Raw genomic sequence first — 14,422 nt, forward strand, 5'->3', positions numbered from 1 at the left:
AGCGGTGGTTAAAAGCCACCGCTTGTCAGCCACTTGTTGTTGTTAGAAAGTTTCCCAGTTAGCGGGATCTTCAACACTGCTGCTCTTTTTCTTTTCTGAGGTTCCTGGTTTTATAAGTGGAGCAGCGGCTTTAACTACAGGGGTTGCATCCGATTCCTTTCTTTCTAGCGTTTTTTCTTCCTGACCCGGTAATTTGAAGATTGAAACTAAGCGGGTTAATGCAACTGCTTGATCTTCAAGACCAGCAGCAGCGGCTGCAGATTGTTCTACTAAAGAGGCGTTTTGCTGAGTGACACGATCCATTTCAGAAACCGCAAGGCCAACTTGTGAAATACCTCGGCTTTGCTCATCTGATGCAGAAGCGATTTCGCCCATGATGTCAGTAACACGCGTTACTGAATCCACGATACGCGTCATCGTCTCACCCGCACTTTCAACGAGTACAGAACCCGTTTCAGTACGATTTACAGAATCTTCAATCAGTGTTTTTATTTCTTTAGCAGCTTCTGCACTTCTCTGTGCAAGGTTACGAACTTCACCGGCAACTACCGCAAATCCGCGACCATGCTCACCGGCTCTTGCAGCTTCAACAGCTGCATTCAGTGCCAAAATATTGGTCTGGAATGCAATGCCATCGATAACAGCTGTGATATCGGTGATTTTCTGAGAACTTCCGGCTATGTCGTGCATCGTTTGCACCACATTAGCAACAACTTTTCCGCCTTGGCGGGCAATATCTGAGGCGTCATTAGCAAGGTTACTTGCTTGGCGAGCATTGTCCGCGTTCTGTTTCACGGTCGCCGTTAACTGTTCCATACTTGCAGCAGTTTCTTCTAACGAAGCCACTTGCTCTTCTGTACGAGCAGATAAGTCATTATTTCCAGCAGCAATTTCACTTGTACTGTTATAAATGTTTTCCGTACTTTGATAGACACCACGAACAGTTTGAATAAGCTCTTGTTGCATATGTTTTAAACCATTTGCTAACAAGCTCATTTCATTGCGACCATTCACTTCGATATTTGGACGTAAATCACCTTCAGAGAAGGTTTTAATACTTAATAGAAGTGAATTTAATGGTCTAATTAAGGCATTACGTAATGCAAACCAGCATAGAATTAATGCCGAGATAACGATAATAGCTAACACAACCATAGTAATGACAGTACGTTGATGAGAGGCTTCTAGTGCCACATTTAACTCTTCGTTAAATTTTTCATTGCGCATGACATATGCAAGATATTCTTTATAAAAAGCGTCTTGATAACCCGTGGTTGGTTGCTCAAAAAAGTCTTTTAAGTTTCTATCTTGAAGTAAAATTTCTAGTTGGTTTAATGCAGAGAAATATTCGATAAAACGCCCTTTTAAGCTACGAACATCATCTTCTGAGTGAACTTGATAAGCGGTAATATTCTTTTCAAATTCTTTAAATTTCTCGTCTGCACGAGACATATTTTTACGAGCAAGCCCCGTCAAATAGTCAACAGACAGAGAATCATCTACATTAAGATTTTTATCTTGTAATAAAAAACTAATCGCTGCACGATTAATATTATTACGCGCTTGTAGTAAGTTAGCCCAGCTTTCATCTAGACGCTCACGTTGATCCTGTATTGTTAGTGTTTTATTCAGGTCATTTCTTGTCTCAACGATATTTGAGTAAAAAACACCCCCAGATACAAACTGCAAAACACCAAACAACAGAAGAATGGATAATAATCCAGTCACTATTTTCATTCGGCTAAACATAGTTTCCCTTTTTATAATAAATGGTAATGAGCAAGTTATCGGCAGACTTAAGAGAAACTTTATAGGATTCATTTCGCCTTAGTCGCATTTTTGCTCCATTAGAAAGCGGTGGTAATACTGTTTTTAATTAAAATTATAAGTATAAAAAACTTTAAAGTTATTTCCGTCAGTAGAAAAATATTATAGCTAGGTGATAGCTACTTATAAGTTGATAAATAATAAAATAGAACTTAACTAAAATTATTAGTTCTTTTTTATCTTTTAATTTTACTTAAAGTTAATTTAATGCTTTAGCACTCGCTAATAAAATAAAAAAAGATAGAAATAGCTATTCCGGCAAAATTACCGGAACAGTATTTAGATTATTTTAAAAAAAACAAAACTTATTTAGCTTGAATTGTTGCGCTATCGACTAATTCCATTTCTTCACTATTGAGTAATTTTTCAATATCCACAAGAATAAGCATTCTTTCATCTAAAGTACCTAAACCTGTTAAATACTCAGTAGACATTGTGACCGCAAACTCTGGCGCGGGGCAGATCTGCTCTGGTTTTAGCGTAAGAACATCAGAAACGCCATCAACAACAATTCCTACAATTCGATTTAATAAGTTAACCACAATAACAACAGTATTGTCATTATAAGTTACACTTTCTTGTGAAAATTTAATACGCAGATCAACTATCGGAACAATAACGCCCCGTAAATTAGTTACGCCTTTAATAAAGCTAGGTGAATTAGCAATACGTGTAACTTGGTCATATCCGCGAATTTCTTGAACCTTTAAAATATCAATTCCATATTCTTCATCGCCCAGCGTAAAAATTAGAAATCCTTGTCCAACAGTTTCACCGGATAATTTCTCGAAATGTTCCGAAGCCATAATCTTATTTTATCCTCACTATTAAATGACTGCGCTTGCAGTTGTATTCTTTTTCTTATTCGTCATTTGTGTATGACTTAAACGTTGCAATTCTGGTACATCAAGAATTAAAGCCACACTACCGTCGCCCATAATTGTTGCAGCAGATATACCAGGAACTTTTCGGTAATTGCTTTCTATATTTTTAACAACAACTTGATGCTGGCCAACTAATTGATCTACCAATAAAGCATAACGACGTCCGGCACTCTGAACAATAACCGCAATTGCTTGGGTAATATCAGTTTGAGCGCCTTCAATATTAAAAGTACGATGCAGTTCAATCAGTGGTAAATATTCCCCTCTGACCTGCAATAATTTCTCATCGCCAGCCAATGGATAAATATCGTCTTCTTCCGGTTGTAAAGAACTGACTACCGTTCCTAATGGTAAAATAAAGACTTCGTCATGAACTTTAACGGACATACCATCTAAAATTGCTAATGTCAGTGGAAGTAAAATACGAATGCGCGTTCCTTTACCCACTTCAAAACTGATTTGAATTTGACCACCCATCTCTTGGATATTTCGTTTTACAACATCCATACCCACACCGCGACCAGAAACATCTGTTACTACTTCTGCGGTAGAGAAACCGGGTGCAAAAATCAGCATAGCAATTTCTTCATTGCTCATATTTTCAGAAACAGCAAGCCCAGAGGAAATCGCTTTTTTCAAAATACGTTCGCGGTTTAATCCAGCACCATCATCAGTCACTTCAATACAAATATTACCGCCTTGATGTTCCGCAGACAGGGTTAATTGCCCCGCTTCCGGTTTACCCGCCGCAACACGATCAGCGGGCATTTCAATACCGTGATCAAGACTGTTACGCACTAAGTGAGTTAAAGGATCGATAATTTTTTCAATTAAGCTTTTATCAAGTTCTGTTGAGCTACCAATCATGTTTAGCTCAACTTTCTTATTCATTTTACCTGCAACATCACGCACAACTCGAGGGAAGCGACTGAAAACATACTCCATCGGCATCATACGAATTGACATAACAGATTCTTGTAAATCACGAGAATTACGCTGTAGCTGAGCAATACAACTTAGTAAATCACTATATATTGCTGGATCAAGACTACCACTGTGCTGTGCCAACATTGACTGAGTGATAACCAGCTCACCCACTAAGTTGATTAATTGGTCAACTTTTTCAACGGCAACACGAATACTGCTTGATTCTGTTTTCGGTGCAGCAGCGGCAACAGGTCTTTTCGTTGGTGCTGCCGATGCTGCTGGTGCTTTAGCAGGTTCTGCCGATGGCGTCACTTTTTCAGCAACGGTTTTTTGTACAGGCGCTGGTTGCTCAACTTGGATTTCAACATGAGCATCATCAACAGATGTTGTACTTTCTTCTGTAACTGTGTTTTTTTCTGCAACAGCCACTTTTTTAAACGAGATTTGTTCAGGTTCAATCACAAAACAAAGTACAGCGCTGATATCTTCTTCTGTTGCAGTGGTTTTCAATATTGCTTCAAGACCATGATGCTGTTTTTCAACTTGGCTAACTTCACCAAGATGTTTTAATTCATCAAGCATTAAATCAATATCTGTCTCTTTAAGATCAGACAAAATAATATGATGATAATAATGTCCATCAGCCGCCATCGTCGATGCGACTTCGACCATGGTTTCTACGGCTTCACTTTGCACATTTTCAGCGTCAGATGACAAAACAGGAGTTTCAGTCATTGTGGCCTGTGAGTCTGAAGCTTCAGATCCAGCAACAGCCTCAACGTGAGGAGCGGATTGTTCTTCTTTTACATCGAGAGCCAGCTGACGCAACTTCTCACAAATATAGTTAAATGTTTCCTCATCAGGTTCTTGTGAGTTTTTATGTGCATCCAATTGCTGTTGCATAATATCTTTCGCTTCCAGAAACAGGTTAATAATGTCGTCGGTGAGCGCCATCTCATGACGTCTTGCACTATCGAGCAAGTTTTCAAGCACATGAGTGGTCTGTTGAAGTTTAACGAAGCCAAATGTTGCAGCTCCTCCTTTTATGGAGTGTGCACTACGGAAAATCGCATTCATCTGTTCTTGATCTGGATTTGCAGGATCAAGTAACAGTAAATGCTGTTCCATATCAGCTAACAACTCATCTGCTTCATCAAAAAATGTTTGATAAAACTCAGTAATATCCATCGTTACTCATTCACCTTTACGCGATTACTAACAAATTAGGGTGCTGTTCCCTGCTTTGTAGTAATATTTGTCGATTGTGATGGCAAACTTTCCCCAGAAACTCCTGTTTCAACATTTTCCTTTTTTGATTCGGGAAGCTCAGATGCAGAAGACACAGACGAACCCGTCTGTGTGTTTCCTGCTTTTTCTTGTGGGGTTTCTTGCCCTGAAAGTAGAGGTTCAATTTCTGAAGTCTCTGTTACTGTCGGTGCAACCCGCTCATTTTCTTGTACAATTTTTTGTTCTGCTTGCTTCGTTAAGACCAAAATACTGATCCGTCGGTTAGCAGGTGCAAAACCATCCTCTTTAACTAAATGAACTGTTGATGCCATACCTACAACACGCAACACTTTCCATTCACTCAATCCTGCACCAATTAATTCTCGACGAGAGGCATTCGCACGATCTGTTGATAGTTCCCAGTTACTATATTTTAAAGCGCCACTTGCATAAGGAATATCATCGGTATGACCTGATAAACTGATTTTGTATGGCGTGTCATTTAAAATAGGTGCTATTGCCGTCAAAATATCCTTCATATAAGGTTCAACGGTGGCACTACCGACTCTAAACATAGGTCGGCTTTCTTTATCTATAATCTGAATTCGTAACCCTTCATCCATCATGTCTATTAATAAATGAGGCTTCAGATCTTTTAACCGAGGATCATTTAAAATGACTTGCTCTAAACTGTCTTTTAAACGACGGAATTGTTGCTTTTCATTGAGCTGTTTATCTTCCTGGCCTTTTGGCAAAATATCACCTTCGTTATAGACAGGATCACGCCCTCCTCCAGGAATAGGATTGGTTGCATCCCCACTAAATCGCCCTTTCTCAATAGCAACTTTTAATGGCGTACGAAAATATTCGGCTACACGAGTTAATTCTTGAGGGCTAGCGATTGAAAGCAACCACATCACCAGAAAGAAAGCCATCATTGCAGTCATAAAGTCAGCATAAGCTATCTTCCATGCACCACCATGAGCGTTATGTTGTTTTCTCCCTCGCTTTTTAACTCGAATGATTTGTGAATTACTCTTCATGATTACTCTTCTTTCATTGCATCAGGATTTGCCTGCATCGGTGTCCGTACCTGACGTACATGTTCTTCCAATTCAACAAAAGAAGGTCTGTCTGCCAGAAAGAGGGTTTTACGTCCAAATTCAACTGCTATCTGTGGCGCATATCCATTCATGCTAGATAACAATGTTGTTTTGATACACTCCATCATTTTCATTTGTTGACTAGAGCGTTGTCTAATTCGAGAAGCTAATGGTGAAATAAAACCATAAGCTAATAAAATACCTAAGAAAGTACCAACCATTGCGTGTCCAATTAAAGCCCCCATTTCACCAGCAGGCCTATCCGCAGCACCTAACGCATTTACAACCCCCATAACGGCGGCAACGATACCAAATGCTGGTAATGAGTCACCCATAGTTGACAAACCTAAAGCGGGTACTTCACTTTCCTCTTCAAAGGTTGCGATCTCTTCATCCATCAGAGATTCAATCTCATAAGGGTTCATATTCCCTGTCACCATCAGGCGCATATAGTCCGTAATAAAGCTAAGCATATAAGCATCTTTCATAATGCGGGGATACTGAGAAAAAATATCACTTTGCTGTGGGTTTTCGATATCTCTCTCTAATGCCAACATCCCGTTTTGACGCGCTTTTGACAATAAACGAAACATCAGTGCCATTAAATCCATGTACATCGCTTTATTGTAATTTGTGCTACGAAGTAATTTTGGTAGGATCTTCATTGTTGATACAATTGCTCTACCATTATTACCTACAATAAAAGCACCGATGCCGGCACCAAAGATGATTAAAAACTCGGCTGGTTGATATAATGCGCCTAAACTACCTCCGACGAGGGTATACCCTCCGAGGACAGCACAAATCACCACGATATATCCTAAGAGTACTAACACGCGATATCCCTTTAGCTAATTTCGTTATAGAGAGAATGGCGAACATAGCAGCAAGAGATAGGAGGGGGAGAGGAAACGGCTCAGGTTATAGATAACTAAACTCTATAACCTGATATTTAACTTTCAATCTCGAATCACATTGCAAACTGTTCAAGACCATCCAACAGTTGTAAGTTAATATCGGCAGGATTGGCGGAAAGTTTACGTTTTTTTATTGCGCGAGAAGGTGGCTGGCAAAGACTACAAACATAATTGCTAGCTGGTTGGTGTGCGTGTGTAATAAATGAACCATTACATTTGGTACAAACAGAAAGTTGCAACATGCCACTTTCAACAAAGCGTACTAATGTCCATGCTCTTGTTAGTGCTAAAATAGGTTCTTGATCTTTAACAGGCGGACATTGTTCTAAGTATAAACGATAAGCTTTAACAACAGCCTCAACACCAACACAACCGCCATTTTTTAATAAAAAGCGATAAGCGTTATAAAACATTGAGGAATGGATATTTTGTTCCCATGTCATAAACCAATCCGTTGAAAATGGTAGCATTCCTTTTGGAGGGGGGCTCCCTCTTAATTCTTTGTATAATTTAATTAAACGCCCCCGACTTAATTGAGTTTCACTTTCAAGCATTTGCAAGCGGGCACCCAAGGTGATTAATTCCATTGCTAAGCGAATATCTTTCGCTTCTCGGACGATACTTTTCTCACTCATTGTTATGCCCGCTTCTTTGTCGCAGTAGTATCTTGTTCCGATAACTGACGAAACAAGTTAGAAGAAAGAAGAATACCAGTATGAATTTGTTGTAAATCATCCACTCTAGATTCTTTAGTGAGTTGTTCTATTGTTTCGCTGTCTTCAAACCGGAAATTACAGATTAGTTGGTTTGTTTCAGCCAACTTAACCAATTGAGGCAATGTAAGCTCTGCCAGCGCATCCGCCATCGCGTCACTAATCCCAAGCCGAAACATTGCGGAAGCCTTTTCTTGGTTAATTAACCTTTGCGCTAAAAGCAAATACGATAAATTTATGTCATAAATATGCTTAAGCAATTCAACCGTACTCATCTCTTTACATCCCGTCCGATTATATTGAACAAAGAGGATCTCTCTAATGAAAGATCCCGAGGAAATTAATATAAATGTAATATTAAATTTCCAGGCCCCATTTTATGAACATGACACGTAGTAACACTACCTTGTATTACTTAGTTACGGTCATTTTCAAAAGTAGCGAAAAAAACATTTAAATTAAAAGTAAACTTTAAATGCTCGCCAATATAGCTCGTTAAGAATAATCCTAACGCAACAACTTTACTCCTTAACGATTAAGTTATTCAACGGATAAAGTAGTCTAATTTAAATACTCTGTGAGTCACATCACAAAAAGATAATCATTATTATGGAATTAGTTCATTAACTATTCAAGTGATAAAAGTAATAAAACATGGTGTAAATTAATAAGCTAATCTACCCAAATTAAAATATTAATGATAATTTTTTATTTTATACGATCTATTAAACTTATAAATCTAAAAATACAGCATAAAAATTTGACAAATCCTAAATTGTAGATTTTTTTGATCACAGTAACATATATTGATATATCTCCTCCTCATCTTTATCTAAACAAGCCCCCCAAATTTAATAAATATTTCTATAGATATTATTTTTTTCATCATTTACGTAAACCTTCAGAAATGATCACTTTTTATTTACAATTTGTTTGAAAAACAACCCATTCTAATTATTTATAGTTATCCTAAATTTTTTTATTATTTCACGATAAAAATTATCCTTTAAAATCAATGTCATAACTTGATGTATTTATTAAGCAGAACGATAAGTCATATAAAATTAAATTCTTAGTTATGCATCTTCACCCTTAAATCATTGAATATTTATTTCCACATTATTAAAGTTTCAACTGTAATAATAAAATTTAATTAATGATTATTAAGCGCTATTTAACACTTAAATTACAGAACTCTTAATAAGAGTTTTATTGGCTGTAAATTAGTCACAAAGAAATAATATCCACATATAAGTAAGTTTTACTTATGAATCACAGTATATTTTATGAACAATATAAATTTAAAATTGCCACAATTTTAATATAAAAACAAAAGAATACTTTTTATTTAATTAAATAAAAAAACTGTTATTTAATTATCGATTCAAAATGGAATATAAAAATAATATAGCATTTAACTTAAGTTAAATTAAAAAAAACAATCATTTTTTTATAAAATAAAGTCACAATTTATTAGTATAAAAAATCAAATTAAAATCCGCTTATTTTTCTCTTTATATAGATATATATTAATAAAATAATCGACGATTAATTAAAAACATAATATCCAGTAAAAAATATAAATAAAAAAGCAGATTTATAATTTATATCTTATATAAATACACATCTTTTTTTATAAAAAAAGACATTTTATGAAATATAAATTTCGATTTCATAAAAAAAGATCCCAAGATCTCCAATATAAAGTGATTAATTCATAAAATAATAAGGCAAAATATAAATTCTGTTTTTCCTGTTATCAGCATTATCTCAACACAATAAACGGCTGTAATGACAAATATGACAACCTGAAGTTAACACTTGTACACATCAACTTTTTCAATGTAAAGACAGAAAAACAAATATGATCAAAATAACATCTCATTGACTATTCTATTAGCATTAGTGCGAACTAAAAAATATCAAATGTTACCTTTTAGCCCCAAAATAGTCCCTATCAGTAATTAGTTTTACTCTTACCAATGATGAGCATTGTTTCACGTTTCCTCTTATTATGTGGTTAGCCTCTTTTTTTTAACCTAGTTAGCACAAGTATCAAGACATTACAGAGCCAAAAGTGCTGACTTAGTAACAACACCATTACTTAACAAAAGTTGATGTTGATGGGCTTAGGAGAGTATAAAGATTTATATATCGGTATATCTTTACTTAAAGCGCTAAAATATATCTCTAAATATTCTTCTATTCTAACCACTAATTTTACTCATTTTATTACCTTTTTTATGAGTAATTTTGCGTTTAAAAAGACTTTTCCTCTCGATCAAAACCTAATAAAAATATTGGTGTATCTAAATAATCAAGACTTATATCTCATTTATTAGATTAGTCTTAAAAACCAATAACAGACCTTAGTATTCTATACACCTAAACTGTTCTAAATTTTTGGAAAAAAAAGGTTTTGAAAATATTGTAACCGTATTTTTCAAAAGTAATAATTGAGATCATTCATGCGGTGAATGCAAATACTTTATGCATTGCTTTCAGTTCTATTGAAATGAGTTACATCGTTTTTAGTAAGTAAACATGAAATGATTGTTCACCCTTTTATACCAGCAATTTTTTAAATTAATGTACCTCTTATCGTTGTTTTTATCTTTTTTGGTAAATCGAAAAAGGTCAGTACCACAATTATCTTTTATATATATTTTTACAGCGAATACTAATGACACATCTATTTCATACTAAGATAATTCTCCTTCTGTAATAAGTAAGATTTACGTCCTTGACAAATTTATAAACAATATAATTTTGAAATTATTATTTTATTGGATGGAAAGAGTGGTGTGGTTTTTCTACTCTTATTATAAGATTACTTATTGGTATCAATTTTTCTACATGACTTTTACAAAAAATCCTACAATTTTTCAAAAGGTTTTCATTCATAATTGATTAGTGATTACAAACAACATACCACAGCAATTCATCAGCTTTACTGTAGCGGTCTAAACTCACCATTTTCCTGAATTCTTCCTCATTTTTTGAAAGTCTAATTTGATTAAATTAAAAATATTACTCAAAAAGTCACACTTAAATTAAATACAATAGAAAATATTGATAAAATTTTCGCCAAATACATTGAAATAATTTGAGAGTATAATTTAGGTATTAAAAAAAAATCCAATATAATCAATGGAAAACACCGCTTTTTTCCCAAAATTCTATACTGCACTAAGCCCCTTAATAACGATTTTTTGTCCTACAATACTCCTAATTACCTCATTTAATAAGCAAACTATGGGGAGCAATCGCTTACTTGATTTTAGTTTTTCCTGTTTATTAAAAATAAAATAAACAGAGATAAATCAAATCAGTCTAAAAAGGGCGATTAATAAAGATGAGAAATAACGTCAAATACATCCAAACTCTGTTCAACATTTTTCATTCATAACTCATTATATACGGGTTAACCACAATACAAATAATTGTACATTAATCAATTTAGGTAAAAATGTTTGTTTTTATTAAAACGAAAATGAATATATTCCACCCTATTACGTATTTTAATTAGTTTTTTTGAGCACATTTTTCTATTTTTTATTCCATAAAGTAATAGTTACAAAAATAATAATTACATAAACAAAATACTTTATTTCTATATATCAGTAATAATACGTAACTCATGACTAAGATCTCATTATTCTCATCAGAGAAATGAGTTTTTGAATTAAGTATTATGCTAAGGCTCTTAATAACTTGAGGTTTAGATAGGCAAAAGTGAATGGTTTACTAAGAACAAACAAAAATATGTGACTGGTATGAATAAACATAATCGACGACACAACAGCTTGAAATATGACAGTTCTATTACTTACAAGTTACAAAGTTATATTCTTTATAACTTTTATCAATATTCATATTCCCTTTTGAAATAACTTTGTAATTTGATATCTATCTCGTCTTTATACGACAAAAAAAGCGCCCTATATTTAATATAGGGCGCCTCAAGTAGAAAGATATTATCTTGAAAAGATCCATCAAGCAGGATGCTCTGCCGCTATCTTCCAATTAATTGCACTGACACTCTTTTCTAAACTTACTCTGCAAACAATCGCTTCTATCTCTTTTTGCTCGACAGGTGTTGCCAGCAATTCAGCACACACTTCTAGCTGACTAGGCATCAATGTATCAGCACTGCTTAAAGACTGTAATCGAACATGTAATCCATTTATTGCTTGTAAAATGAGTGTTCTAACCAAAACTTCATCTTCTTCATGACAAATAATTCGTATTGAGTAGCGTTGTTCTATATCTATTGCTTGATGTTGTGGCTGAGCGTTTATCCGCTGAGCTGCTTCTCGTAGTAAGATATTCGCACAAAGAATAAGAAGTGTTGCTATAGTTGCCAATTGATATAAACCTAAACCACATAACACGCCAATTCCTGCTGAACACCAAAGCGTTGCGGCAGTATTAAGTCCACGTATATTCATTCCTTCACGCATGATCACACCAGCACCAAGAAATCCAATACCTGAAACAACTTGAGCTGCGATCCGACCGGGACTATCTGGCGAAGTTTCTATTGAACTTAAAATAAAAACAGCGGCACCGGTTGCAACTAAAGCATTTGTTCTTAAACCGGCCATTCTTTGTCGCCATTGACGTTCGGCACCAATCAAAGCACCAAGACACATTGCAATCACGAGATTTAAAATATAAGGCGTCATCGTCATGTTTATTTCCTCTACATGATGATTAAAATCGATATGAAAATTTTGCTCTGATAGTTCAGAGTGTTGAAATTAATTCATCGCCTTAGGTGGAGGAAATAAAGAGAAAAAAATGTAGCACATGAAGTTACCCTTCTTATGTTAGCGGCATAAGGGAAATCATTTGGGTAAGTACATAATAGGAATATATAAGAAAGGAATATTACAATGCACTGCCCACCAAAATGGTAAGCAGTTTTAGTGAAGAAAACAGCTTACCTATTATTTTGAATAAAATTATTCTCAGTTAATGGAGTTATCATTAACCTACAACTTTCTGTCTCCACTATGTTTTCTCCTAACTAAAATTTGGCAAAAGTATAAGTAGCTGATTTGAAAATGTAAATGAACCGTACCTAAACGTCAGTCACTTTTGCTGTATTGGTCTAACAAATGTTCCTTCACCGCCCTCTTTTTCATTAAAAAACCAAATTCCTTTTGGATATTCAGGGAGTGATACTAAATACATTATGCCTTCATTAAATTCTTCGATAAGTAGGATAGTTCCTTCACGATCGTCAATACCATCAGTTTTCACAACAACGTTATCATTAACCTGCATTTTCTCTCCTGATAAATATTATCATTCTCTTTTTCTTTATTTTACCCATAAAGAAAAAGCCTGCCACCATAAGGTGACAGGCTTGAAGAAAATTTTTAAAAGGCTTTAAATTACAGAGCTGTTACGTTAGCAGCTGCTGGACCTTTTGCACCGTTTTCAATTGTGAATTCTACGTTCTGACCTTCAGCCAGAGTTTTGAAACCGTTACCTTGAATGGCAGAAAAGTGAACGAATACGTCTTTGCTTCCGTCTGCTGGAGTAATAAAACCAAAGCCTTTAGACTCGTTGAACCACTTAACTTGACCTTTCATTTTGTCAGACATGTGACTTTCCTATATATCAATAAAACGTTGCCTTCTCGGCATCTACTGGCCTGAACTACCTATAACTTATGGGCACACATGAAGAAAACGGTCAAAAAGCGATGCTGTTTAAAACTCATTAACTTAGAATGTCAATCATAAATCAGGTCTGTATTGAGGCCTTACTCATTAACGCATGAGACAAGTTTAATAGCAATAGTTTTATGCGTCTAAAGATTAAAAAAATGCGAATTGCACATTAAAAATACAATTCTTCCTCTATTTTTATCACTGTGCATAAAATTTATTTGATATTTTATCTCTATTATTAACAATGACTAAGAATATTCTTAATGGTCTAACAATAACAGTTAATACCAGAATTTAAAAAAACTGTTCTACCCGCTTATCTTGTCCCCGTGATAATCTAGTAATAAGAAACAAGTTTGCAACATTCATCTCTTAAGGTGTTTACAATGAATGTATTAAAAGAAATCTTAGAGCGTGATTTAGACCGGATCAATACAGCAGAAAAAAGAGACGGGAAACCACATTTTAATAGTCAGTTTTTAAAAAACCATATCTGGTTATGTATCAGCATGGTTCTCTCTTATATATTGCTCGCTGCGTTATTAATTTATTCACCTTACTTTGGTGTTATCTCGCTCGTTCTCTTTACTGTCATGTTCTTAGTTATGGCAGGTATCTTGTTATTTGATATAAAACCTATCTATAAATTTGAAGATATTGGTGTTCTCGATTTGAGAGTTTGCTATAACGGTGAATGGTATACCTTTGAAAAACTCTCTGATGAAGCCATAAATGAAATTCACCAGCACCCTGCAATATCTAAACAAATAAAAGAAGATATTCGCGAGATTATTAATAAAAAACAAGAAATTCATTTTTACGATGTGTACCTGATGGCATTTGATCCCGTACAACAATCAATTTCAGCATCACAATTATCCCCTCAAACTTAATTGATTCTCCGTGTTACACACAAAAACACGGAGAATAACTTCTATTATTTAGCCACTTTGTTGATAAACCAACCAAACAGATATTTAATCCACTTTTAACGTTGACACTCTGATATATCATCGTTATTATGCGCCTCGTTCTCACGAGAACTCGCTTCCTCCATAGTTCAGTCGGTAGAACGGCGGACTGTTAATCCGTATGTCACTGGTTCAAGTCCAGTTGGAGGAGCCAAATTTAGAAAAGCCC

At 35.0% G+C, this 14,422-nt stretch carries 11 protein-coding genes and 1 tRNA gene; 2 read left to right on the forward strand and 10 right to left on the reverse strand.

The features are described 5' to 3' along the window. Positions 1-42 precede the first annotated feature (42 nt). The 10 genes from ABN212_RS16680 to cspE form a co-directional block, all read right to left on the reverse strand. Positions 43-1,749: a methyl-accepting chemotaxis protein gene (locus ABN212_RS16680; RefSeq protein WP_160230501.1), complete on the reverse strand. Its 1,707-nt coding sequence runs from the start codon at positions 1,747-1,749 to the stop codon at positions 43-45. A 383-nt stretch (positions 1,750-2,132) separates the two neighbouring features. Further along, positions 2,133-2,633, reverse strand: coding sequence for a chemotaxis protein CheW (gene cheW / locus ABN212_RS16685; RefSeq protein ID WP_023581802.1), 501 nt, complete (start codon positions 2,631-2,633; stop codon positions 2,133-2,135). 21 nt (positions 2,634-2,654) lie between these two features. Continuing rightward, positions 2,655-4,826, reverse strand: coding sequence for a chemotaxis protein CheA (gene cheA / locus ABN212_RS16690; protein WP_198619823.1), 2,172 nt, complete (start codon positions 4,824-4,826; stop codon positions 2,655-2,657). 35 nt (positions 4,827-4,861) lie between these two features. Then, positions 4,862-5,908 carry a flagellar motor protein MotB gene (gene motB / locus ABN212_RS16695; RefSeq protein ID WP_198619822.1) on the reverse strand — a complete coding sequence of 349 codons (1,047 nt, stop codon included), beginning with the start codon at positions 5,906-5,908 and terminating at the stop codon, positions 4,862-4,864. Positions 5,909-5,910: 2 nt separating this feature from the next. Further along, complete coding sequence (motA, locus tag ABN212_RS16700) at positions 5,911-6,804, reverse strand: flagellar motor stator protein MotA (protein ID WP_196571556.1); 894 nt, start codon at positions 6,802-6,804, stop codon at positions 5,911-5,913. 134 nt (positions 6,805-6,938) lie between these two features. Continuing rightward, positions 6,939-7,520, reverse strand: a complete 582-nt coding sequence (gene flhC / locus ABN212_RS16705) for a flagellar transcriptional regulator FlhC (protein WP_006533207.1) — start codon at positions 7,518-7,520, stop codon at positions 6,939-6,941. Positions 7,521-7,522: 2 nt separating this feature from the next. Next, positions 7,523-7,873, reverse strand: coding sequence for a flagellar transcriptional regulator FlhD (flhD, locus tag ABN212_RS16710; protein ID WP_072063484.1), 351 nt, complete (start codon positions 7,871-7,873; stop codon positions 7,523-7,525). Between the two features lie 3,720 nt (positions 7,874-11,593). Continuing rightward, on the reverse strand, positions 11,594-12,292 hold the full coding sequence (locus ABN212_RS16715) for an MgtC family protein (RefSeq protein ID WP_072068540.1): 699 nt from the start codon (positions 12,290-12,292) through the stop codon (positions 11,594-11,596). Between the two features lie 403 nt (positions 12,293-12,695). Continuing rightward, entirely contained in the window at positions 12,696-12,890 is a 195-nt protein-coding gene (gene dsrB, locus ABN212_RS16720; RefSeq protein WP_099075784.1) for a protein DsrB, read from the reverse strand. 110 nt (positions 12,891-13,000) lie between these two features. After that, positions 13,001-13,213: a transcription antiterminator/RNA stability regulator CspE gene (gene cspE, locus ABN212_RS16725; protein ID WP_004243573.1), complete on the reverse strand. Its 213-nt coding sequence runs from the start codon at positions 13,211-13,213 to the stop codon at positions 13,001-13,003. Positions 13,214-13,668: 455 nt separating this feature from the next. On the opposite strand from cspE, the gene ABN212_RS16730 reads away from it, so the two are divergent. Together ABN212_RS16730 and ABN212_RS16735 are read left to right on the forward strand one after the other, a co-directional pair. Next, positions 13,669-14,175, forward strand: a complete 507-nt coding sequence (locus ABN212_RS16730) for a YlaC family protein (RefSeq protein WP_198619821.1) — start codon at positions 13,669-13,671, stop codon at positions 14,173-14,175. 156 nt (positions 14,176-14,331) lie between these two features. Then, positions 14,332-14,407: transfer RNA gene (locus ABN212_RS16735), tRNA-Asn, on the forward strand. Positions 14,408-14,422 lie beyond the last annotated feature (15 nt).

Source organism: Proteus genomosp. 6 (genome assembly GCF_040139785.1).
GTDB lineage: Bacteria > Pseudomonadota > Gammaproteobacteria > Enterobacterales > Enterobacteriaceae > Proteus.